The sequence below is a fragment of the uncultured Lawsonella sp. genome (assembly GCF_947252745.1).
Taxonomy (GTDB): Bacteria; Actinomycetota; Actinomycetes; order Mycobacteriales; family Mycobacteriaceae; genus Lawsonella.
This window is the reverse complement of the sequence record NZ_CAMXWW010000002.1, coordinates 347938-373859: the sequence shown is the minus strand read 5'-3', so window position 1 is coordinate 373859 and position 25922 is coordinate 347938. Positions and strand designations below refer to the sequence as shown.

Annotated in this window: 9 protein-coding genes and 1 pseudogene; all 10 read left to right on the top strand. The window is 64.8% G+C overall.

What is annotated here, in order from left to right; translation table 11 throughout:
- Window positions 1-116: 116 nt before the first annotated feature.
- The 10 genes and pseudogenes from Q0X28_RS03715 (at window position 117) to Q0X28_RS03670 (ending at window position 25890) form a co-directional block, all read left to right on the top strand.
- A complete protein-coding gene (locus tag Q0X28_RS03715) occupies window positions 117-10379 on the top strand; it encodes a non-ribosomal peptide synthetase (protein ID WP_298576622.1) in 10263 nt (3420 codons plus the stop codon).
- Window positions 10376-16495, top strand: coding sequence for a non-ribosomal peptide synthetase (locus Q0X28_RS03710; RefSeq protein WP_298576620.1), 6120 nt, complete (start codon window positions 10376-10378; stop codon window positions 16493-16495). The genes Q0X28_RS03715 and Q0X28_RS03710 overlap by 4 nt, the downstream gene beginning before the upstream one ends.
- Window positions 16495-17982, top strand: coding sequence for a hypothetical protein (locus tag Q0X28_RS03705; protein WP_298576618.1), 1488 nt, complete (start codon window positions 16495-16497; stop codon window positions 17980-17982). The genes Q0X28_RS03710 and Q0X28_RS03705 overlap by 1 nt, the downstream gene beginning before the upstream one ends.
- On the top strand, window positions 17982-19118 hold the full coding sequence (locus tag Q0X28_RS03700) for a Gfo/Idh/MocA family oxidoreductase (protein ID WP_296239600.1): 1137 nt from the start codon (window positions 17982-17984) through the stop codon (window positions 19116-19118). The genes Q0X28_RS03705 and Q0X28_RS03700 overlap by 1 nt, the downstream gene beginning before the upstream one ends.
- An 8-nt stretch (window positions 19119-19126) precedes the next feature.
- Window positions 19127-19933 (top strand): thioesterase II family protein, encoded by an 807-nt coding sequence (locus tag Q0X28_RS03695; protein ID WP_298576615.1) that lies wholly within the window; start codon window positions 19127-19129, stop codon window positions 19931-19933.
- A gap of 105 nt (window positions 19934-20038) precedes the next feature.
- Window positions 20039-21883, top strand: a pseudogene (locus Q0X28_RS03690) (ABC transporter ATP-binding protein); the annotation flags it as partial.
- Window positions 21880-23655 (top strand): ABC transporter ATP-binding protein, encoded by a 1776-nt coding sequence (locus Q0X28_RS03685; protein WP_298576613.1) that lies wholly within the window; start codon window positions 21880-21882, stop codon window positions 23653-23655. The pseudogene Q0X28_RS03690 and the gene Q0X28_RS03685, both read left to right, overlap by 4 nt.
- 85 nt (window positions 23656-23740) lie before the next feature.
- Window positions 23741-24208, top strand: coding sequence for a hypothetical protein (locus tag Q0X28_RS03680; RefSeq protein ID WP_296239591.1), 468 nt, complete (start codon window positions 23741-23743; stop codon window positions 24206-24208).
- Window positions 24209-24245: 37 nt separating this feature from the next.
- Window positions 24246-25031: an ABC transporter ATP-binding protein gene (locus tag Q0X28_RS03675; RefSeq protein WP_296239590.1), complete on the top strand. Its 786-nt coding sequence runs from the start codon at window positions 24246-24248 to the stop codon at window positions 25029-25031.
- The gene (locus Q0X28_RS03670; protein WP_298576610.1) at window positions 25024-25890 is read left to right on the top strand and encodes a hypothetical protein; all 867 of its coding nucleotides are present in this window, start codon (window positions 25024-25026) and stop codon (window positions 25888-25890) included. Before Q0X28_RS03675 ends, Q0X28_RS03670 begins: the two co-directional genes overlap by 8 nt.
- Window positions 25891-25922: the final 32 nt, after the last annotated feature.

The window sequence follows — 25922 nt, the reverse complement described above, 5'->3', positions numbered from 1 at the left end:
ATGGTGGCTCTATAGGGACATTTTCAGATACACAAAATAGGTGTTGTCTCACTATGGTTACCGGTCTATATTAGGTAAGGCTAACCTACAAGCTCTATAGAGAGTCTTCATTAATCGTGTCTAACCTCGGTGACAACTCTGCCCAGCTATACGCGTCCAACCCCCTGGTCTCCCCCCTCTGGGAGAAAACCCAACAGACCCCCAACGACATAGCACTCCGCTTCATCACCGGCACCACTCCGGACGACGTTGATGAGTGGACCTGGGCAGAATTCCTCCATGGAATCTCCACCGCGCAAGCAGACCTCCGCGCTGCCGGCATCACCGCCGGCGACCGCGTCATGATGATCCTTCCCTCCAGCGCAGACTACCTCCTCACCTTCTGGGCCCTCATCACCATCGGCGCCCAACCCGTCTCCGTCCCCGTCACCCCCGAAGCCCCGCTCGCCGCCGGCATCCCCACTCTCCGGCACATCGCCGCCAACTGCGGCCCGGCTGCACTCCTCACCACCCCCGCCAAACAGCAGGAACTCGTCACCCACCAACAGAGCGACACCACCCTGCTCCCCGGCCTCACCGTCCTCACCCCCCACTACCAGCGGCCCACCCACCCCTACTTGCCCGCCAGCCTCGACGAGCTCGCCCCCCACCCCGTTGGCCCCGACACCGTCGTCTACGTGCAGTACTCCTCCGGCTCCACAGGCAAACCCAAGGGCGTCCTCGACACCTACCGCTGCATCCTCTGGCAGCTCGACGTCATGCGCATCACCTGGAATAGCGACACCCCGCCCGTCTCCATATCCTGGCTCCCCCTCCACCACGACATGGGCATCGTCTGGGGCATCTTCGACATTCTCTGCCTCGGCGGCTGCGCCGGCTACATCCCCACCGCCCTCTTCGCCAAAAACCCCACCATCTGGGTCAACGCCATGAGCACCTACAAGTGCGGGATGACGGCCGCCCCCGACACCATGTGGCGCACCATCTGCGGCCTCTACCAGGACCCCGCCCGCCGTGCCGGCCTGGACTTTTCCAGCCTCCGCGTCGCCGTCGACGGCTCGGAACCCGTCAACACCACCACCCAACCCCTCCTCGCCGCCACCTTCGGGGAATGCGGATGGACCTCCACCACCCTCACCCCCATGTACGGCCTGGCCGAAGGTGGCCTCGCCATGTCCGGCCACTTGGGCCCGCGGGAAGCCGTCTGCATCCACTTCGATGCCCCCACTGCCGCCCGTGGCCAGATCGTCCCCGCCGACCTAAACCCTGCCGACCCCGCTCAACGCACCCTTTACTCGGTGGGAGACAATTTCTTCGGCGGCGACATGCGCATCGTCGACCCCGACACCTGCCAGGTGTTGGACGACTGTCAGGTGGGGGAAGTCTGGTTCCGAGGCGATGTGGCTGCCGGCTACTTGGGTAACGATGCCCTCACCGACGCCACCTTCCACGCTCGCACCGCCGACGGTGACGGTCCCTACCTGCGCACCGGCGACTACGGCTTCCTCTGCGACGGCAACCTCTACATCTCCGGGCGCCTCTCCAACACCATTATTGTGGGCGGCGAAAACTACTTCCCCAGCGACATCGAAGAGCTGGTAGCCACCGCCAACCTGGGCTTCACCACCGCACAATGCTGCGCCACCCAGCCCGACATCGACGGTCCCTGGTACCTGGTGATGGGGGAGGCTGCCAACATCGACATCCTCGACCGCACCGCCTACTCGGGCCTCCTGTCCCGCGCCATCGCCCGCTCCACCGGCAAACAACCCGCCAGAGTGCTGTGGACCGACAATGCCCTTCCGCGTACGAGCTCCGGCAAGATCGCCCGCGGCGAGGTGGCACAGTTGGCATTGCAGATTCTGGCTGAGCAGCAGAGAGACGGCTCCACCGCGCACTACGCCAATGCGGGCGGGCGCGGCACTAGCGGCGCGAGCAAAGGCAGCGATGACGGTACCGAGGGTGCCGACAGTGAGGACCCTGACGGGGAAGCCGGCAGTAGGAACAGCGCTGCCGCAGCATCAACCGACCCCACCCAGCATCCGGTAGTGGTGCAACTGGCCGACCAGCTGAGCTGCCCGCCGGATGCCGTCGACCTGCGCGCTGATGTCTCCGAGTTGGGCCTTACTTCGCTGGCCGTCAACGAATTTCTCAGCTGGGCTGGCCATACTGGGCACACCCTAGATCCGGTAGAAGTGTGGGAGAACCCTACTGTCGGCGCCTGGATGGGCCTCTACGACCTGGCCGCCGCAGCCACCGCACAGCAAGGTGATGCCGCGGACGGCACCCAGTGTGGTGACGCTGCGAGCACTAGTGCGGACACCGCTACCACCAGCATCACCCGTCCCGATGGTGCCACCAACGCAGCCCCTGACGCAGCCACCAGCACTCCCACAGACCTGCAAAAGTCCTATCTGGTAGGGGCAGACCCCAGCCAGCCCTGGGGTGGCATCGACTGCCTGGCCTACGCCGAATTCGAGCCCAACCTGGGAACTCTCACCCCCGCAGACTTCTGCGCCGCCCTCCGTGAGGCCGTCGCCCTTGTCGACCAAGAACCGGCCCTTCACACCGCCCTCCCCACCACTGAGACCACCTGCTACGCTGACCACCCAGCTCCCGACGTCGCCGTCATTGACCTCACCGGTGTGGCCGCCGACCAGCTAGCCGCCGCCCGGGAAGAACTTCGCCACGTCTACCTGCACCGCCACTTCGAAACCCCGCAGGGGGAAAACTGGGCGCTGGCCGTCAGCACCCTCCCCGATGGCACCACCACCGTGCACGTCGCCCTCTCGCTTATCGCGGCCGACATTGTGGGCGTAGGCGAGATTCTCGCGCGCCTCGATGCCGCCCTCCAGGGGGACACCGAGCGCGCCTTCCCGTCGCACGCCCACCACACCGCTACCGGCCGGGCAGCCGCCGAACGCGCCGGAACCCATCACCCTGCCCGCAGCATCACTTCAGACGCCGCTGGCACCGCCCCCAACCCCGCCGCCGCCCCCATCCCAGCCCGCGGCCTCCCGTTGCCCCCCGACGTCCCCACCCTCGACACCGGCAGCACCCACCCCAACCCGCAGGTCACCCGCTTTACCCACGCGTTCACCACCCCTCAGTGGCAGGCCCTCAGCGCCACCGCCCGTACCCTCGGCACCACCCCCGCCAGCATCACCCTCGCCTGCTATGACGCCATCCTGCGCCGCTGGTCCAGCCGGGACGACTTCCTCGTCACCCTCACCACCATTAATGCTCCGCAGCCCGGGCATGTGGCCGAACGCACCATCGCCGTCGCCCACCGCGCCCACTGCCCCCTTGGCAGCCCTTGGGCAGACACTCTCGTCGCCGTCCGCACAGACCTCCGCGCCGGCATCGCTAACCCCACCCCACTGGGGGTCGAACTGCGCCACGCCCTCGCCTCCCCCGCCGGACATACCGGCCTGTCGCCCTTCATCTTCACCTACTCGGCGGACCGCCCGCTCCTGGCTGAACCCCTCAGCGTGCTGGGCGCCCCCACTGAACTGCGCTCCACCACCCCCCAGGTGCTCATCGACTGCCAGGTGGTGAATGTGTCTGGGCACGTAACGCTCTCCTGCGACATCCGCACCGACGGTATCCGCGCCGACGTCGCCGCCCAAATGTTCCAGGCGCTGGTGGACCTCATCACCCTCCAGTGCGCCGGCCACCCCCAGCAGCTAGCCCAACGCCCCCTCATCGACCTGGTACCGCTCCCCGCCGCCACCCGCACCCAGCGGGAGGCAGCCAACAGCAGTGCCCCCGTCACCACCAGCAGCCTCCTCTACACCCCCTTCCGGGAGAACGTGCAGAAGCAGCCCAAGGCGGTGGCCGTAGTGTGGGCGCCAGAGGACCAGCCCACCGACAAAACCGTCGGCGACCCCCTGGGCTATAACCGCCGCGGCTACCTCACCTACCAGGAGCTGGACTGTATGGCCCGCCGCCTGGCCGCCAAGCTGATCCCGCTCACCCACCCCAACCAGGTTATCGGCATCCAGCTGCCGAAGGGCCCCTGCCAGGTGATCGCTACCCTAGGTGTGCTGTATGCCGGCTGCGCCTACCTACCCATTGGCCTGCACCAGCCGGAGGAACGCTTGCGCGCTATCGCGAACTCCGCGGGGATGGAGATTGTGCTGCGCCGGGAGGATATGGCGGAGTTGATCTCTGACGAGCTGGGTGGACGTCCCCGCCCCGCCTGCCACCAGGCTATTCCGCGGGTGGTGGAGGCGAACGAGCTGGCCTACATCATCTACACGTCGGGCTCTACCGGCACCCCGAAAGGGGTGGCGATTCGCCACTACAGTGCTCTCAATACTTGCCTGGACGTCAATGCCCGCAACCAGGTGACCGCCAAGGACAACTGCTTGGCCATCTCCGCTCTGGAATTTGACCTGTCCGTCTACGACATTTTCGGTATGCTCGCCGCCGGCGGCACCATTGTGTGCATTGGTGACGAGTCCCGCCGTGATGCCTTCCGCTGGGCCGACCTGGTGAAGCGTTTCCGCGTCACCATCTGGAATACCGTGCCGGGGCTGGGCGAAATGCTCTATGCAGCCGCCCTGGGCAGCCAGTTGCCGAGCCTGCGCCGCTTCTACTTCTCCGGCGATTGGATCGCCATGGATCTACCGAAACGCCTGGCCACCATCAGCCCGGACGCCACCTGCATTTCGATGGGTGGGGCGACGGAGGGGTCCATCTGGTCCAACGAGTATGTGGTGACGGATGTGGACTTCCCCGCAGACTGGACGTCCATTCCCTACGGTGGCCCGCTGACCGGCCAAAAGTATCGGGTGGTGAACCCGAATGTGCCCGGTTTTCCCGACCAGCCGGACTATGTGCCGGGTGAGCTGTGGATTGGTGGCGCCGGGGTAGCCGCGGGCTACTTTGGCCAGCCGGAGTTGACCGCGGAACGCTACCCGGTGGATGAGCAGGGCGATCGCTGGTACCGTACCGGGGATCTGGGCGAGTACCACACGGATGGGTTGATCTTCTTTGTGGGCCGCATGGATACCCAGGTGAAGATTCGTGGCCACCGGGTGGAGTGCGGCGAGGTGGAGCACGCCTGCCGCGCCCTGACCGGGGTGGAAACCGCTATTGTGGTGCCAATCCGGAAGAATTCCGCCTTGGGTGCGGTTCTGGTGACGGGTGCGACTGGCGCTAAGCCTGGCTCCGAGCCTGGCTCTGTGGATGACTCTACGGATGGGGCTGCTGCGGTGGCTGCAGAGGTGCAACTGGCGGACCCAGCCCATTTACGAGCACAGCTGGCAACCAAACTGCCGGACTATATGGTGCCGGCGGTGGTGATGCCGCGGGAGAGCCTGCCGCATACCACGAATGGGAAGATTGACCGGCGCCTGTTGGCGACCGAGTTGGAAAGCTACCAGCATGAGCAGGCTACCGGCTATAGGGGTGCCGCGGCAGCGACGGAGACCCCGATCGCCGGCGCCACAATTGCCCCGACCGTTGGCACTGCTGGCGCCACTGTTAGCGCTACCGCTGCCCGCGCGGACGGTAGTACCATCACCGCGGAAAACACGCCCGGTGTAGTGGGCGTCCCGCAGCTGGACAGTTTCGAGCAGCAGGTTGTCAATGCGTGGGCGGCTGTCTTGGGAGAGGAACCGGAAGTGCTCGCCACCCAGTTGGCAGCCGAACGGGCCGGTACCAAGCCGGTGAACTTCTTCGCCTTGGGCGGAGATTCGTTGGCCGCCACCACTGTTGCCACTTCGCTTGTGCAGGCAGGCTGCCAGGTGACAGTGGCGGACCTGTTTGCCGCACCCACGCTGGACGCCTTCATTGTGCGGGCGCGCGGTAAGCTCACCGCCACCCCAGTGGCCTCCCAGGATGCAGCCCCGGCAGCCGCCTCGGCCGTCGTCCCAGCTGCCGCGACTACCGCGGCACCTACCGCCGTCTCGGAACCGGCGGCCCCCACAGCCACCCCGCTGAGCGGCACTAGTTTCCCCCTCACCAGTCTCCAACAGGCCTACGCCCTCGGTGCCGATGGGGTCCGCGGCATCACCTGCACCACCCCCGCAGTGGGCGTCATCATCTCCAGTGGTGACGGCTCCGCCCTGGACCCGCAGCGCTTCGCCACTCTCATCGCCGAGCTCACCGCCGCCTGGGAACCGCTGCGCTGCGTCCGCTCCGGCGATAACGAACAAGCTGTTGTGGATGCCGCCACCGTCCCGACCGCCGCGCCGGTGCTCACCCTCCGCGCCCCCACCGGCGCGGACCTCACCACCGACAGTGGGGTGGAGGCCGCCCTGGCCGCCCTCCGTGCGGAACTTTCTGGCCAGCGCATCCCCCTCGATGCGGTGCCGATGGTGCAGGTGGTTGCGGTAGAGGGCCTCACCACCCACGTGGGCCTCTCCATGAACTACCTGGGGCTGGATGCCCGTTCGATTGGCGTTCTCTTCAACACCATCCTGGATCGCTACGAGGGAGCTGCCGACACATTCCCGGTGGACCCGTCAGCTCAACCCTTCTATGAGTATGTGCAGCGGGAGCTAGCCGCCGGGACAGCCGGCTACTCTGCCGATCACGCCACCGGCTACTCTGCAGACGCCCGCCCCCAGCAGCTGCCGCCCGCCCCCAGCCTCCCCGTCACCACCAAAAAGTGGACCGCCACCAGCGACGCCCGCTTCTCCTCCCTGCACACCCAGCTGTCCGTGGCAGACACCCGCGCCCTGCAGACCGCCGCCGCCCACGCCGGCGTCACCGTCTCCGCCGTGGTCCTCCAGGCCTACGGTGCCGTCATCGCCGCCTCCAGTGGCCTCGACGTGTGCGGTATCAGCGTGCCGATCTCGCAGCGGCCCAGCACCAACACCGCCCAGCAAGGCAGCCGGGAGGTCCTCGGCAACTTCACCGAACTTGCCCTCTGTACCTTGGGTACGGAAAGCTCCGTCACCGACGTCCACCGTACCTTGGGGCATATCGGCGACGGCACCCTCCCCAACAGCAGGGACATTGCCCGCGCCGGGCGCGCCGCCTACCCGGTGGTCTTTACCTCCACTACCGGTGTGGCCGCCCTCCACCGCAGTGGTACCCTCACCCCCAGTTGGGTCCTCACCCGCACCCCCGGTGTGCAACTGGACTGCCAGGTTAGCATGGTGGGCGACCAGCTGGAACTGCGCTGGGACTACCCGGTGGAGTATATGCACGCGCAGCGCCTCCACCACCTCTTCACCCGCTTTGTGGACCAGGTAACGGCGTTCAGCGCCGACCCTGCCCCCAACGAGCTCGACACCGAGCTGGCCGACCTCGCCCAGCAGCTTGCCACCAGCCAGCCCCCCAGCCCGCAGCAGATTATGGCTGCGGCCCTAGAACACCTGGATACACATACGGAGGGCATCCAGCACACGCCGTCCCGCACCCCGCTGCCGCAGTATGTGCCGTTAGTGGAACTGTGGCGCAACCGGGTGCAGGATGTGGACGTAGCACAGGCGCCCCTCACCGCCGATGCCCGCCGCACCGGCACATGGCTAGCCGACGCGCTCTGTGGTGGTTTCGACGCCACGGACATCATTGGCCACCCGGTACTGAGCCCGCAGGCGCTGCTGGTGCACGACCCGGCGGCCGCCAGCATCGTCACCGATATTGCCCGCCTGCTGGCCCAGAAAGCCGAGCAGCTGGGGAGGCCCGTGTCCGTTGTCGAGTTGGGGTCCGGTACGGGGCTGGTCCGCACACTTATCGAGCGGGAGTTGACCCCCACGGGTGCCGCCGGAGCGAGTGTTGACGTGTCCTGGCAGTCCGTGGAGCGGGATGCGCGCTGGCGGAAATCCGCCACCACCCACAATGAAATGCCCCTGGAGGCCCTCTCCGATATTCCCGCAGACGTGGTGCTGGCGGTGGGGTCCCTCCACCGCGACCCGCGCCTGGTGCGGGATGTGGCGCAGGTGCCCACCCTGCGGGAGGCAGAAGTTGTGGTGGTGGAGACCACCGAGCTGTCCGATGCTGCCCTGGTGAGTGCCGCCGTCATCGACCCGACGCTGCTGGAATCTGCTGCCACGGTGCTGCAGAATGCGGGCCAGTGGTGGATGAACCTGACCACCGCCGGCTGGCAGCCCTACGCCATGTCTACCCCCGCCAGCTACATTTGTGTGCTGCAGGGGAAGCGAGAGGAGGCGACCGCCGCGGAGCTGTGCCCGCTCCCCGCGGATACTCCGGCAGGCAGTGGCCTGCCGGAACCGGAGCTGTCGCCGGAGGAACTGGCAGCCGCCCGCACGGTGCTGGAGGCGTGGCACAGTGTGCTACCCGATGCCGCCAGCCTGCAGGTGGAAAACCCGGCAAACCTTTCCGCGGACTTCTTCGCCCTAGGTGGGGATTCCTTAGCGGCCACCCGAGTGCTACAGCAGTTGAAGCAGGCCGGCTACCAGACGCTGCGTCTGGTGGATCTCTTCAATACGCCGGAACTTAGTGAGCTGGCAGTGCTTCTGTCCAAGATGGAGAGGGTGACGGTGGATACGGATGGTGACGGTGCCGCCGACGACTCTCACCCGGCCACGCACCCCCTAACCGGTGTGCAGCAGGCCTACCTAGCCGGCCGCTCCGATGCCCACATTCTGGGCGGCGTGGCCTCCCACTGCTACTACGAGTTCACCACCACCAGCCTCGACCGCACCGCGTTCGCCCAGGCCATCACCACCGTGGTGGATGCGCATGACGAGCTCCGCGCCCTCATTGTGGACGGCCAGGCTACCATCCAACCGGCCACTCCCGCCCACATCCTCACCACCGTGGAGGACCCGCGGGCCGCCACCGAGGCAGAAACCCCCGACCCCACCCAGCAGGTGGGCATGGTGGTGCGCCTGAGCCCCGCCGACGTGCCGGGACCCGTCACCATTTCCATCGGCATGGATAACCTCATCCTGGACGGCGCCAGCATGATGCTGGTGCTGCAGGAAATCGACGCCACCTACCGGGAACTGGCTGCCGGCCAGCCGGCCAGCCTCCCGCAGGAAAGCCTCTCCTTTGGCGCCTATTTGGCTACCCACCAGGAGGCCCTGGATCCCGCCGACATCACCGACCCGGCTGCCGCTCACCGGGTAGCCGAGGCACGCGCCTATTGGAGTAGCGAAGTAGCAACCCTGCCGGCCGCCCCACAGATCGCCGAGCGCGCCCAGGTGGTGGCCATCCGGGAGCCGAAGATCGATCGTGTGTCCGCCGATGTGCCGGCCGAACTGTGGGCCGCCGTCCAGCAGTCCGCGAAGCAGTCCCGGGTTACCGCCGCCAGCCTGGTGTTGGCCGCCTACGCAGTGGAGTTGGGGCAGTGGTCGGGAAGTAGCGACTTCACCGTCAACGTCACTCTCTTCGACCGCGATATGTCGGTGCCGGGTGTGAACCGGGTGGTGGGGGACTTCACCTCGCTGACCCCGGTTGCCTGCCGGGTGCTGCCGGGCGACAGTCTCGAAGAGGTGGCGCGTGCCGTCCAGCAGACACTGGCGAGTGTGCGGGACAATGATGCCGCCGGCGCCCTGTGGGTGCAGCGTGAACTCTTGCAGCTGACAGGCGACCCGTATGCCTCCATGCTGCCGGTGGTGTTCACCTGCGGCCTGGGTTTGGTGGCGGACGGAGTGTCCACCACCGACTTCAGTTTTGGCACGCTGGGCCGCGTCCGTTCCCAGACTCCACAGACCTTGTTGGACTTGCAAGTGCATGAGGATGTGAAGGGCCTCCACTTGACGGCCGATTACGTTACTCAAGCACTGGACGCGCAGCGGGTGCAGGATGCTATTAGTGCAGTGGCACAGCGTATCTGTGACTGTACGGAACGTGTGCATGGTGCACAGGCTGTCGCTGCTGGTGCTGCTGATGCTGCTGGTGACGGAGCTGCTGCCGCAGGTGGTGTTGCTGGTGCTGCCGCCTCGATAACCACCCCCGCCGACCAGCTAGCGACGTCCCCCGCCGACAACCCGGCGACAGTCCTAGCCGACCAGCCCACCGCGGACACCGTCCCTGTCACAGCTGCCTCCGCCGCCGACCTCACCGGCCCGGCCGCAGACCTCTACGCGCAGATCGCCCCCCTCTGGGAGGCCGCCCTGGAGGGTGTCGCTGTCACCCTCGACAGCAACTTCTTTAAAGAGGGTGGGGACTCCCTGCGCGCCACCATGGTGACTCGCCAAGTGCAGGACACCACCGGGCGCGAAGTGGACCTTCGTATCCTCCTCACCAACCCAACGTTGCGTGACTACCTGCAGGCCGTGTCCGCCGTGCCGGCCGCAACCGCTACGGAGGTGGGCGAACTGGACGACTACCCCAACTCACCCGGCTCCTCAGAGCGGGCCGGTGCCGGCGTTGTTGTGGGCACCCTGCCCCATGGCGGCGACCAGGCCGACTCTTCCCTTGCTGATGCCGACCTTGAAGAAGGAACTCTGTGAACATTCCCGAACTCCTCGACGAGCTCGCCGCTCGCCGCATTGAACTCTGGACAGACAACGGAGCCCTCAAATTCCGTGCCCCCGCTGGTGCCTTCACCGCCGCACTGAAGCAGGCCGTCAGCGCCAATAAACCGGCCATCATCGAGGCGTTGCAGCGTGGCACCATCATCCGCGATGACGCCAACGCCACCGCACCCTTCCCGCTGACAGACGTCCAAGCCAGCTACCTGGTGGGCCGTACCAACGCCTTCGAGCACGGTGGGGTGGGCTGCCACGGCTACACCGAATTTACAGTGGAGGGTGGCTACACGCCCGCGCAGCTCACTGCCGCTTGGGATGCGGTAGTGGCCGCCCACCCGATGATGAAGTGCGAAGTGCATCCGGACGGGTGGCAGCGCTCCAACCCGGCGCTACAGGTGCCGCTGCAGGTGTTTGACCTACGCGAGGAGGGTGACGGGTCCGCCGTCGCCGCCCAGCGCGCCAGCATTGCCGCCACCTACCGTAATAAGGTGTACGACATTACCGCCGGACAGCCTCTTATCGATGCCGTGGTTACTGTCGGCCCCGCCGACACGGTACTGCATGTGTCTGTGGACCTTCTACTCACCGATTTCCTCGGCCTGTCCGTCATCTTCGCGGACATGGAGCAGGCGCTCCGCCACCCGGATACCCCGCCGTCAGCACCCAGCCTGACGTTCCGCGACTACCTCCAGTCGGAGAAGTTGGCGGTGGAGTCCCCGGCTGGGCAGCGTCGCCGCGAGCGGGATCGGCAGTGGTGGACGGACCGCCTGGATAGTCTGCCCCCGGCCTTTGCACTGTCGGCGGAAGCCCGCCCGGAGGTGCTGCGCAGCTCCACCATCACGCTGGATGGGCAGGAGATTCCGCACTACTCGCGCCACTCCACCTCGCTCAGCTCGGCGGAGTGGGCGGCCTTCACTGCGCGCGCCCAGCAGCGTGGCCTTACCCCGTCGGCGGTGCTGATGGCGGCGCTGGGCCGGGTACTGCGCCGCTACACGGGCTTGGATGCGGGGCTTGTCACCTTGACGGTGTTGGCCCGCCAGCCGTTCGCCCCGGATGTGAACCGCATTGTGGGCGACTTCACCTCCACCGCCCTGTTGCCGCTGGGTAATGACCGTCACCAGAGTTTCGCCGCGAATGCGCAGCAGGTGCAGGTGGATCTCTTCGAGTCGCTGGACCACACAGCGGTTCCGGGTACTGAGGTGGCCCGCATGATTGGCCGCCATACTGGCCAGGACAATTTCTTTACGCCCATTGTTATTACCTCCACGGTGGGGGCTGCCGCGGATACGGAGTCGGAGGTGCTCATTCCGCGTGTGGGGTCCGGTATTTCGCAGACCCCGCAGGTGTTGATGGATGTGCAGCTTTCCCCGCAGGGGGCGGGCATCAGTATCGACTGGGATACCCGCGATGGTGCGTTCTCTGCCAGTGTGCTGGATGCCGCCTACTCCGACTACATTGCCCTGGTGCGGGCGCTGTTGAGCGACGATGCTGCGGTGGCAGAGGCCGCGTGGGAGGGTGACGGGTTAGCTCGGCGCATGATCCCCGCTATTGCGCGGGTGGCTTCGAGCCAGCCTACGACAGGCGTGTTGGGGACGTTGCATGGGCCCATTGTGGAGCAGGCGTTGGCGCACCCGGATGCGGTGGCTGTGGTCGATCCCGCGCTGGTCAATTCGGGGTTGGCGGATTCGGTGCTGGTCGGGTCCATGGCGCAGGAGGGTGACGAGTCCCGGCTGGCTGGGGCCAGCGCGCGGGGAGAGGTAACCTACCGCCAGCTCCTTAACCTCGCCCTGGCCATTGGTGTTACGTTGCGCCCCTTGCAGTCGGGGGAGCCGGTGGCGCTGGCGTTGCCGGCAGGTCGCGACCAGGTGGCCGCCCAGTTGGCGGTTCTCATGGCCGGTGGTGCCTATGTGCCGTTGGATACTGCCTGGCCGGAGGCGCGCCGGGCGGGCATTGTGGAGCAGCTGGCCACTCAGGCTGCCGCTGCCGGGCGAGACACCCCACTGGTACTGGATGAGGCGGCTGTGGCTGCGGCCTACCAGCAGGCTGTGGCGTCGTTGCCCGCAGCTGACAGTGCAGATGTGCCTGCTGGTGCGGTTGCATTCTCTGGTCTGGCCGCCGTTACCGCCCGGGACCTTCCCGCCGACCTCCTCGCCCAGGTGGCCGCAACCGCCGGGGACCCCAGCGAGGTGGCGTACATCATCTTCACCTCCGGCTCTACCGGCACCCCGAAGGGTGTGGTGATCGCCCACGAGCAGGCCCGCACCACCATCGATGCCATTAACGACAATCTGGGCGTTAACGTCCAGGACGCTGTGCTGGCTGTGTCTCGCTACTCCTTCGACCTCGCGGTCTACAACGTCTTCGGCCTGCTGGGTCGGGGTGGGCGCGTGGTGTTCCCCTCCTGTGGTACGTTGGCGGATCCGCTGGCCTGGGTGCGGGACATTCGTCTGCACGGCATCACTATCTGGAACTCGGTTCCAGCCCAGTTACAGCTGGTGACGGATCTGCTGGCGGAAACCCGGGAGCCGCTGGGGTTGTCTGCGAAGCGGAACCCTAATGCGCTGCCCTTGCGTGCAGCGCTGCTCTCCGGCGACTGGATCCCTGTCACCCAGCCGTTGGACATCCAGACTGATGCCCCCGGCCTGCGCTTCTTGGCCATGGGTGGCGCCACCGAAGGCTCCATCTGGTCTAACCTCCACGAGGTGATGGTGGGCGACGAGATTGAGGCCTCCGTGCCCTACGGTCGCGGTCTGCGCAACCAGGGCATGTGGATTCTCAACGCCGACCAGGAGGACTGTGTCCCCGGTCAGATTGGGGAGATCACCATTGGTGGTGACGGGGTGGCCGTCGGCTACTTCGGCGACTCGGACCGTACCGCCGCCGCTTTCTTTACCGAGCCGGACCATGGCGAGCGTGCTTACCGTACTGGCGACCACGGTCGTTACCTCCCCAATGGGGAGATTGAGTTCCTGGGGCGGGTGGATGGCCAGGTGAAGATTCGTGGCCACCGCATCGAGTTAGGGGAGATTGACGCTGCGTTGCGCGGCCAGGAGCAGGTGGATCAGGCGTTCTCGCTGGTGCACCAGGATGTACACTCGGGTGCCCACCAGGTGGCGGCAGTCGTCACCCCCGCCCACGACCCGGAACTGGCTGCTCAGCGGGAGGCGGTGTTCGCGCAGCAGTGCGCGGAGATGACGGCGACAGCTGATGAGTTCCGGGCGACGGTGGAGGAGAGGGCACTGCGCAGCCTCTCCGCTACCCTGGACATGATTGCGTTGCGGGCGATGGCCGGCGAGGTGGAGTTGGCGTTGCAGACTCAGTCTGTGGCGGAGCTCCAGCAGGATGACCGGCTGGATCGCTGGTATCGGACGTTGGTGGAGCGTGGCTGGCAGCCCACCGGTGCCGCCACCACACCGGCTCCGGCCGCCAGCGTATCGGTAGCCGTCACCACCCCCGCACCGGCCGTTACCCTGGACGACGCCTCCCCGCTGGGGGCCCCTGCCGTCACCACCGAGGAACTCTGGCGGCACGTGGATGAGCTGGAGGAGCACATCCACTATGGTGCCGATATGCTGCAGTTTGTTCGCACCTGCACCGACAACATTCACCGACTGTGCACCGGGGAGCTGGACGCCAAGGCTGTTCTGTTCCCGGAGGGCAATATGGATGTGGCCCGCGCGGTGTACGCCGAGAATCTTTCCAGCCGCTACCTTAATACGGTGCTGGTGGCGGGGGTGAAGGCCCGCGTCCGGCAGGTTGTGGAGAACCCGGAGCTGCGCCCGCTGCGCATTATGGAAGCGGGTGCCGGCGTGGGTGCGTCCACTGCCTCCATTGTGGAGTGGCTACGGTCCGTGGACGCGTTTACCCCGGACGAGAATGGTGTTCCCGCGGTGGAGTACATTTTCTCGGATCTCACCACGTTCTTCCTCGATACGGCTCGTGAGCTGTGGCCGGAGTTGCAGTATCAGATCTTTGACATCAACCGCCCGCACACGGAGCAGGGCATTGCGGATGCGTCCATCGACCTGCTTATTGGGGTCAACGTGTTCCACAACTGCCCGAATATGGTGCAGTTGTTGACGAACCTGCACGGCATGTTGGCGCCGGGCGGGCAGTTGGCGGCGACGGAGTCCACGGTGCCTAGCCCGGTGTTGATGTCCACGGTGGAGTTCCAGGAAGGCCTGTCTTCCAGTGCTTTTACGGATGTGCGTGGGGAGACGAAGACGGCGTTTATGACGTTGGTGCAGTGGCAGGAGGCCATCGCCAACTCACCGTTCCACACCGTGAAACATTGGCCGGCGCGGGGTGACATCATGGAACTCGGCAACAACCACGTTCTGTGGATGCGCCGCACCGACACCCTCGACACCCGTCACCTCACCGCCGAGCCGCTCATCGACGCCTGCCGGGAACTCCTCCCCAGCTACATGGTGCCCGCCACCATCGTCATCACCGACAGCATTCCCCTCACCGATAACGGCAAAGTCGACCGCAAGGCACTGGCCGCACTCTGCACCAGCTATGTACACCAGCAGCATCGTGGTGACGTCGGGGCGGCCGCTGAGCTCAACCCCACGGAGGAAGCCATCGCCGCCGTCTGGCACGACGTACTGTCCCTCGACCCGGACATGCACCTCAGCCCCGCCAATGACTTCTTCTCCTTGGGCGGCGACTCACTACTGTTGGCCCGCTGCGTGGGCCGCATGCGCAGTGAGGTTCCCGGCGGTGATGCGATCAGCTGGGATGACCTGCTCCGTGAAGTAGTGGCCGACCCCACCATTGGTGCAGTAGCCACCGTCATCACCACCGCCAACGCGGGTGATGAGTCCGCTGCGGCAGAGGCGGCTACTGTGGGCTCGCATAGCGCTGCTACCGACCCAGCTGTGGCCGGTTCGCGGAGCGCTGCTGGCACTCGCGCTAGTGGCGGCTCTGCTGGTGGCGGTGGCGGCGCTGCGGTTGACTCCCGTGCCCGTACTGGCACCCCTGCCGGTATCCCGCCAGCCGTCACCCCCGATGAGCACGGTTTCCTCTCCGTACGGGACCTCCCCGAACCCAAGGGCAACTGCTGGAGCGTGGTCATGGAGGGCACCGGCAACTACGCTGGCACCGACCCCTCCGAGGAGGCCATCCTCTTCGTTCACGACGGCACCGGCAACCTGACCCCTTACGAGACGCTCTTCACCCAGCTAGCCAAGCAGCCGAACCGCCCCCCGGTTATCGGTATCCAGCGGCAGCCCAACGACTCCTACCTACAGGTGGCCCCGCAGCAGCTCTTTGCGCTGCTCGCCCACCGCTACACTCGCAACCTGCTGGACACTCTGCGCCCCACCAAGCTGCATGTGGTGGGCTACTGCATGGGTGGGCTGATCTGCGCCACCATGGTGCCGGAGTTGGCGATGGCGGGCGTGGAGATTGCCCACTATGCGGCCATCTCCGCCTACCGGATACCATTCATGGTGACAGACCCAATTCTGTTGGACTTCTCCCTGGCCCGCATTCTAGGTATCGACCCGCGGGATATGGGCCTCTGCTTCGATGAGGCCTCCTTGGGGGAGGCACTGCGCACCGTCCGCACCACCTATGGCCGCACCCTTCCCGAGGGCTGCATCTATGAGGCCGGCGACACGTCCGTGAAGCAAGCCTGGGATAACGCCCCGGCTACCCACGCCGAGCGCATCCAGATGCTCTCCGATAAACACCCGGAGCGGGGCGGTGTGGAGCTTATCGAGCAGGTGTCGGAGGTGTTCCACCACAGTTTGCAGGCGGTGGGCGCCTGGGAGGGCTTGCCTTACCTAGGGGATGTACACTTCCTGCGAAACACCGGCGATATTGATTTCCTCCCCACGCTGGGCGACGACATGGAGAGTTTCTGGGAGGAGTACTGCCTGGGCAACCTGCGCGTGACCTCCATTCCGGGAACCCACTTCACCTGCATGGAAGGCGAAAATGCCCCCGGCGTCGCCGACCTGCTCGCCGAAATGTATGACCCGCAGGTGGCGGCCCGCCTGGCCACTGAACGCGCCGCCGCGGCCGACGAGGCTGCTCCCACCGCCGCCCGCACCGCTCGCGCCACCGCGGAAGGAGACGCCCAGTAATGTCTCCCGTTATTGCCTGGAACGGCTCCACCGGCACTGTGGGTCGCACCGCCCTCCGCTATTTTCTCCGTCGGTGGGATGACGAGTCCCCGGTAGGTACTGCGCAGGCAGTGTCGCTGGAACTGCGTCTCACCGGCCGCTCTACAGAGCGCCTGGAGGCCGTGGCCGCCGAAGTCAGTGCCGCCTACCCACAGCACAGAGTGCGGGTGTGTGCCGGCTGTGATGCCGAACAGGACCCTGCCGACTGGCCAGGCGCGCCGTTGACAGGGGTGGACCTGCTGGTGAACACGGCTGGGCCAGGCTATGTGGTGACGCCCCGTTTGGCCCGCTACTGCCTCACCCACAATATGGCCTACGCGGACCCCTCAGGTGACCACAGCATGGTCGACGAGATTGTGGCCACCTCTGACCTTCCTGCAACCTATCCACACGCCGGGCAGGCGTCAGTACCCGTGGGGGAGACCCCAACTGTGCCCGCCGGCCAGCCCGCCGACGTCCCCGCCGTCACTGTCCCCGTCATCCTTGGTGCCGGCATCCAACCTGGCCTGTCCGGTATTCTGGTGCGCCTGCTGGCGCGCGCTGCCGGCCCCGGCGCCACGGTGGAGCTCTACTCGGGTGGTGCCCAACCCACCACCGAAGCGGCCGTCCACGAGTTTGTGGACTCGGTAAATTCCGGCATGTTGTGGGCGGGCAAAGAGTGGATAGATGGACAGCTCCGTTCCTCCCGCCTCCCCGAAAGTTACCTGGCGCAGGTGGCTGCCACGTTCTCTCCCACCGCGGTGGCTCACGCCCACTGCGACCGGGAGGTGGCGGCTGCTGCGGCTGCCGCGCAGGCCCATAGTGTGCGCTGGCATAACGTCAGCGATGCCCCTAAGACCACGCTGGAAATCCAGAAGATGATCGCCGGCGACGCCACGGTGGAGCAGGTGATGGAGGCCGCCCGCATGGACGACTTCGGCCGCCGCCACTACTTCCGAATGGAAGGGACCGCCGTTTCTGCAGGGCTGTCTGATGCCCCTTTGAGGGAGTTCCACACCCCGCTGGGAGAGTCCATGGTGGACACAATGAACAGCTCGGACCCAGTGAACAGGGCAGACCCGGCGGAGATGTGGCATGCCACCTTAGAATGCGTGGATTCGTTCTTGGTGACGGCCTCGGTGACGGCCATTGCCGCCCTGTATGCGCTGCGTCGGGCATGCCCCAGTGTGGGTGCCGCGCAGCCATCTTTGAACTCGGGTGTCGGGGGTTGCCCTGCCACGGATCGCAATACGGCAGGCGCCCCCGACCCCGTTTCCCCTCACGGCGCCGGCACTCCCACCACTTCCGTCACCCCCACCACTCCCGTCGTTCCCGCCGGCGTGTGTCTACCGGTGAACCTTCCCGATACCGACTACTGGTGGGAGGACATCATGAAGGACCCCGCTACCGTCACCACCTCCCTCCGACAGGGTGACACCGCCCTCGACGACGAAGAAGGAGAGCTTTAATGACCACCTCCCACCGCCCCCACCGCCCCCGCGCACTGGTCGTCGGCAGCACCTTCGGCCTGCACTACTCCCGCGGTCTTGCTCACCCCGACAGTCCCGTCGAGTTGGCCGGCATTGTGGCCCGCGGCTCGGACCGCTCCCGTGCTCTGGCGGACAGGTTCGGCGTCCCCTTCTACCCGCTGCCGGATTTCACGGAGCCCGTCACCTCCTTGTCTGCGGCGGGCCTGCCGGAGGTGGAGCTGGCCTGTGTGGTGGTCCGTTCCGCGGTATCCGGTGGACCCGGCGACGACATCACCCGCTTCTTCCTGCAGTCCGGCACATCGGTGCTGCAGGAGCACCCTGTGCACCCCAGATCCATTGTGCAACAACTCCATACCGCCCGTGCTGCCACCCCTAGCCAGGTGGTGGCGGCCACGGGTGTAGCGCACCCTGTCTATGCGGTGAACCCGTTTTACCCCACCCTGCCGACGGTGCAGAACCTGGTGCGGTGTGTGTCCACGCTGCGCCAGCAGTCCCGCATTATGGCAGTAGAAGTGCGCGGATCCATGCACATTTTCTATGCCATCCTGGCGATTCTGGCGGATATGCTGCCGGGCTTGCCACGGCTCATTCTGCAGCGGGAAAACATTGCCCAGCAGGGTGTGAATAAGCAGGTCTATAACCTCACTCTGGATTGGGACGGCACCCCAGTGGACATCCGCCTCTACAACCGGGTGGCGCCTCTGGACCCCGATAACCATTCCCAGCCGCTCTTCGGGTGTGTGGTGGAGTGCGAGGATGGGGAGCTGATCTTCGACCATATGCATGGCCCAGTGCGGTGGATGCCCCGCAGCCACTATGCCAATGGCACGTTCACTCATTCGGCCGATGTGCCTGCCAGCATGTTGGTGGGAGATGACGAGTTCACGGATGCGGGCGCGGGTCCGTTCCGGGAGTTTACTGGCCGGGAGCTGTTGGAGGAGTTGTGGCCGCGCGGTGTGATGAACCGGGTGGGTGCGGTGGCTGCGGCAACCTGCCAGCAGGAGGCGTTTGGACAGCGGGATCTGGCGTTGACGAAGCTGTGGCAGGAGGTGGCGGCGGAGATACCGCGCCCGGTGACGATTGATTCGGTACCGCCTCGGCAGATTGTATGGTGATGGGTCCGATGGCTGGAGCGCTCTCTGAACTCTTCACCCCCACTGTTGGCTCGGTCGCTGACTCGGCGGCTGGAGTGCCGACCTTTGTTTTTCCGCATGCTGGCGGCAGCCCCCGCTTTTTCCACATGTGGGGCAGCCACTGGCAGTGGGGCCCGGTGTGGGGCGTCACCTATCCAGGCCGGGATGCGCGGCTCACCGAGCCGATGCCCGCCCATGTGCAGGCCCTCGCCGCGCAGGTCGGTGAAGAGTTGGCTGTGCATTTGCGCCGTCATCCTCTTCCCACCGTCCGCTTTTTCGGCCATTCGTTGGGTGCCGTGGTGGCCTATGAGACCGCCATCTGGTTGCTGGCCCACCGCCTGCAGTGGGATCCGGCCCGCACGACCGTTATTCAGCTGGTGGTGAGTGGGCATAATGCCCCCCACATTTCCTACCCGCCGGACTATGTGCAGGTACATAACAAGCCGACGGAAAAGCTGGTGGAGGAGATGGTGCGGGTGGATCCGCGCAATGCGGAGATTTTTGCCATTCCGGAGCTGGCGGCGTTGCTCATTCCGGCTATTCGGGAGGATTACCGGCTGGCGGAGACGTACCGGTCGTCGCAGACGAGTTTGTTTGTGGATGAAATCGTGGTGATAGCAGGGGAGGAGGACCCGGATTGCTTCCTGGAGGGGTTGGAGGGGTGGAAGTCTTACTGCCGGAAGTGGGGTGGTGTGCACCTTCAGCAGGGTGGGCATTTCTATTTGGCGGAGTATCCGGAGTCAGTGCCAGGGCTTTTGGCGCGGTTGACGGGTGGCCGGGGGCTAGGAGTACACTGAACTCAGTTTAGGTATACCTAAGTATGGTTATCCTTGCATACATTCGGTTGGGCGTGAGGCTCCCAGAGAAGCCGCCTCCACCCCGCATAGAGGCTCACACACTACATGAACGAAAAAACCAAGGCTCCCACCGGTAGTTCACTCACGAGGCTGCTCCGCCCCGTGTCTGCACATACCGCCATAGCACTTGTCTTTGAAGTGATCGGCGCCGCCGCGTCCGTCCTCCCCTTTATCGCCCTCACTCAGATCGCCCACGAACTCGTCGACGCCTACCAACACGGCGTCGCCCCCAACACCGACGCCACCTGGGATGGCGTATTCCTCCTCCTCATCGGCATTGCCATCCAACTGGGCTTCACCTCCCTCGCCCTCCTCATCACCCACTTCGCCGATGTTCGCCTACAGGCACACCTCCGCCTCACCCTCGCCGACAAGATGGGCCGCCTGCCCCTCGGCTGGTTCGACAACAATAGCTCCGGCCGCGTGCGCCACCTCATCGCCAACGACGTTGACGCCCTCCACCAGCTGGTCGCCCACTCCGTCGTCGAAACTGTCAGCGCCGTCATCACCCCGCTGGTCGGCCTCATCTACTGCTTCTACCTGGACTGGCGCCTCGGCCTCATCTCCCTCGTTCCCATCCTCGCCTACTTCGTCACCTACAGCGTGCTCACCATCAAGTGCGAGCGGGACATGATGGACCAGATCGCCGCCGGCCTCGCCGTCATCTCCGCCGCCATTGTCGACTACGTCAACGGCGTGTCGGTGCTGAAGATCTTCAACCAAACCGGCACCGGCTTCTCCCGCTTCAAGGAGGCCTCCGAAGCCTTCACCAAGCGCTTCCGGGAACTCGTCGACCCAGCCATGCGCGCCCAGTCCATCGCCGTCAGCTTCATGCTGCTGCCCACCTCCGCCCTCATCACCCTGGGCTTCGGCGTGTGGTTTGTGCAGGAAGGCTGGACCACCCCCATTAACCTCCTCGTCGTCACCATCATTGCGATGACGATCCCCAGCACCGTCTACACCGTGGCCGTCTCCAACACCGCTATGAAGGACGCCGTCGCCGCCGCCGGACGTATCACCGACCTCCTCGACGAGCCCGAACTCCCCGAACCAGAGCCGGCTACCGCCCAGGTGCCCACCCGCAAGGATGTGGAGTTCGACCATGTGACCTTCAGCTACCGGGAAGGCAAGGACGTCATTAACGACGTCAGCTTCACCCTTCCCGCCGGCTCCATCACCGCCCTGGTGGGCCCCTCGGGGGCCGGAAAGTCCACCCTCGGCACGCTACTGCCGCGGTTCCGCGACGTCACCGGCGGTGCCATCCGCATCGGTGGCGTAGACCTGCGTAACATGACCACCGACACCCTCTACCACACCGTCGGCATCGTCTTGCAGGATGTGCAGATGCTGAAGATCAGCGTCCGCGACAACATCCGGCTGGCCTGCCCCGCCGCCACCGACGAGCAGGTGATCGACGCCGCCAAGGTGGCCCGCATCCACAGCCGCATCATGGAGTTTGAGGACGGCTACGACACCATTGTGGGTGTTGACGCCCTCCTCTCTGGTGGCGAAGCCCAGCGTATCTCCATCGCCCGCACCCTCCTATCCGACACCCCCATCCTGGTCCTCGACGAGGCCACTTCTGCCACCGACCCCGAGTCGGAGGCAGAGATCCAGCAAGCGCTCAGCCGCCTGGTGGCCGGCCGCACCGTCCTCGTCATCGCCCACCGCCTCTCCACCATCGCCCAGGTCGACAACATCATCGTGCTCGACCACGGCAGCATCGTGGAAAGCGGCACACATGACGAGCTCCGCGCCCAGGGCGGCATGTACGCCCATATGTGGGACACCCTCCACAGTGCCGAAAGCGACACCCTGCTCGCACAGGACACCAGCACCCCGCACACTGCCACCACCATGCAACACACTACGCAGGAGGCACAGGCATGATCCGCGAACTCATCGATATTGGCGGGACCAGTTCAGCAGACAAAGACTTCGCTCGCCCCTTCCATATCTTCCTCGCCCTCGCCATCCTCAACGGCGTCTGCCAAGGCGCCGCCCTTGGCACCATGGTGCCCGTCCTCATGAGCGTGCTGCAGGGAGATATGCACCAGACCCATATCTGGCTGTGTGTTTTTGCCGCCGCCACCCTGGTATCCATTATCGTCAGTGTGGTGGCCAACGGCCGCGCCTTCGACAGCAGCATGATCATCATCGAGTCCATGCACCGGCGCCTCGGCCAGAAACTTATCAACCTCCCCCTCGGCTGGTTCAACGCCGACGCCACCGGCCGTGCCTCCCACCTGGCTGTCAAGGGAACCATGTTTGTGGCCTCCGCCGCCATGGACGTCCTCGTCCCCTACATCGGCAATATCGTCAGCCCCCTCACCCTCATCATCGTCAGCCTCATCTTCGACTGGCGGCTGGGGCTCTGTCTGCTGGTCGGTGCACCCCTCATCTACGGGTCCGCCAAGCTGGCTATGTGGCTCAACAACAGAGCGGACGTGCATGTGCACTCCGCCCAGATCAACACCGACACCCGCCTGCTGGAATTCGGCCGCGCCCAGGTGTCCCTGCGGGCTGCCGGCCTCACCGGCTCCGACTACCAGCCCCTCGCCGAGGCCATTGAGCGCCAACGCAAGGCTGGCCGTGGCGCCCTGTGGGCCTCCGTTATCTCCATGATCTTGCAAAACATTGTGGTGCAGCTCCTCTTCGCCGCCGTCGTCTCTCTGGCCGTCTACCTGGCCATGGGGGGAGCGGACCCGGTGCTCATGCTGGCCCTCATTGGCCTCCTCACCCAGTTCGTAAAGCCGCTGCAGGTTATCGCCGAAGTCGGCACAACCCTCCGCACCACCGACCATGAGCTCGAGGACATCACCGAGATCCTCAACCTGGATCCCATGCCGGAGCCTGCCCCCGAGGCTGCCACTGCCCTGCCGGCCGCCCCCGCCGACTACGACATTGCCGTCCAGGATGTGCATTTCCGCTACCGCCCGAACCTCCCCGAGATCCTCCGCGGCGCCTCCTTCCAGCTGCCTGCCGGTTCCATGACCGCCCTGGTCGGCGCCTCCGGCTCAGGAAAAACCACCATCACCCGCCTCATCGCCCGCTTCTGGGACGTCACCTCCGGCTCCATCACCATCGCTGGGAAGGACATCCGCAGCTACACCACCGCGGATCTCATGAGCATGCTGTCCCTGGTCTTCCAGGACATCTACCTCTTTGACGACACCCTGGAGGCCAACATCGCCTACGGCAACCCGCAGGCCAGTGCCGCCGATATTCGCGCTGCCGCGGAGCGTGCCGGGGTCACCGAGATCGCCCAGCGTCTCCCCGACGGTTGGGAATCCCGGGTGGGTGAAGGCGGCCGCCTGCTGTCCGGTGGCGAACGCCAGCGTGTCAGTATTGCCCGGGCTCTCCTCAAGCAGGCTCCCATCGTCTTGTTCGACGAAGCAACCGCATCCCTGGACGCCAGCATGGAAAAAACCGTGCAGGAGTCCATCGCCGAACTGGCGCAAACGTCCACCGTGCTGGTCATTGCGCACCAGCTGAGCACCGTACAGAACGCCGACAACATTGTTGTGCTGGATGACGGTGTGGTGGCCGAACAAGGCACCCACAGCCAGTTGATGGCGCTGGGTGGCCGCTATTCGGAATTCTGGCGGCGTCGCGATGCCGCCCACGGCTGGGTGCTCACCACCTCTTCCGTAAACGGTTAGGGCGCATCCGCAGAACGGTTCGCGTCGTTAACCACCTAACTGTCCCACCAACAATGCCCGAAAGGGTTTCACGTAAGGAGTCCCTATGTCTCTCGTCACCCGTTCCCGCGCAGCTGCTGCAGCCGTTGCTGCCGCTACTGTGCTCTCCCTCGCTGTTGCCCCCGCAGCGAGTGCCGCACCCTTCATGGTGAAGGGTAATAATCCTTCATTGTCGGATTGGACTGCACAGATGAAGTACCTGCTGAACCCGAAGACTCCGGATTCAGCGTTGGCCATCAACCTCGAGTCTGGTAAAGATGGCGTCCCGGCCGCCAAGTTTTTCCGCGCTATGGGCAATCGCAATGCTAACTGGAAGTGGGAGTTCCAAGGCCCCACGAAGACTACTGGGAATATCTCCACTGCCATGTTCCACCAGAGCGCACCTGGTTATCCCACCGTCACCAAGCCCGCTAAGTGGAAGAAGATCAACGGCAATTGGCGTATCTCCAACGAAACGTTGTGCCACTACATCGGTGCCTACAACATTGGTAAAGACACCACGTTCTGCAAGTAACGTCCGGACATAGTTATTCCGCAAGGTTCCCCACGGCATGATTAAGCTTGTACATCTCAGTAAGCGCTACACCACCACATCGAAGCCTAAGGATGGCTCCACAAGAGTTGCCCTGCAGTCGATTAGCACTGAGTTTAACGATGGCGAGGTGTCCTACCTCTTGGGGCCCAATGGAGCCGGAAAATCCACTCTTATCCGGCTCATTTCGGGGTTGTCTGCGCCTTCTGAAGGGGCAATTTATATTGATGGTCGTGCTCCAGGGAGTACGGCCAACCCTCTCACATCATTGGGCGTCATGGTGGATGCGCAAGCGTTCTATCCGCATCACACAGCACGCCAACACCTCCAGTGGATGGCATCCGCTGGAGGCATCTCGAAGAAACGAGTACCGGAGGTTCTTGACCTTGTTGGTCTCGATTCTGTGGCAGATCGCAACATCAACAGCTTTAGCCTCGGCATGCGGCAGCGTCTTTCGATTGGTACGACACTTTTGGGAGACCCCCAGAACATCGTGCTAGACGAACCACTTAATGGCTTGGATGTGGATGGCATCATCTGGGCGCGGAAACTATTTCGCGGTTTCGCCGCCGAAGGTCGCTGTGTCGTAGTGTCCACCCATCTGCTCCCAGAGGTGGCTCGTACCGCCGACCACGTCATTGTGATGGGGCGTGGGGAAGTCTTTGCGGATACCACTCTTCACGGTCTCATCGATGATGTTGACCCGGCAGTCGCACACGATGACGCTGGCCGTCTAGAAGCCCGGTATGTCGAATTGACCTCTGCCGCAGTTGAATTCACCTCGGGAGGTGGAGTTCATGCGTAAGGAAGTAGCAATGGACAAGAATGCGGCCCGGGATGCTAGCCAGCCGACTGCCTCTAGCACACCGGCTGTAGGGACGTGCCTCAGCACATACTTCACACTGCTCGGCCGGGCTATCGCCACCGAGTACGCTAAGCTGCGCTACCTTTCCTCCACCTATATTGTGGTGGCCTGCGCACTTATCTTCCCTATCATCATCACCTGCGTTGTTTCTTATTTGCAGAATATAGCTAGCGCATTGGGTGTGATGGAACAGCCAGTGGAAAGCATTCTCTACTGGACCCGCGTGCTCGGTATCACCGTCTTCATGGTGTGGGGCATCAACCACGTCACCGCCGACATAAAATACGGCACTTTCGATACCACCTACCTGGCAGTACCTCGCTGGTCGGTGGTGCTTCTAGCCAAGTGGATCAGCGTCGGTTCGATAGCTGGTGGGGGTACTCTCCTGGTGCAACCACTGTTGCTGTGGAGTCAGAAAGTAATCTTCCCCACCATCACCCAGAACTGGTCGTTGAGCGACCACACCACCATCACCTTCCTGTGGGCCCAGCCAGTGCTGGCATTCCTGTCGGTAGGTGTGGCCGTAGGCCTAGGTGCGCTGTTCCGTTCCGCTGCTCTTGCCATCAGTTTGCTGCTGGTGTGGGAGTTTGTGGGTGAGATGGTAGTGTCTGCCACCCCAAAGAGTGCGCTGGCCTACCCAGCTATGCCGTTCTATAACGCCGCCCTCTTTGCGGGCCAGGAGCAGCAGGTGCCGGCGCTGTGGAGCCCCGGTTGGGCTGGCGTCTACTGGCTGGTGTTGGCGGTTGTGCTGGTGGCGTTGGGCGTGTGGCGGCTGCGTGCTCGCCAGCGCGAGGTCTAACGGCGCGCGAATAGCCGGTTAATTCCTTCCAA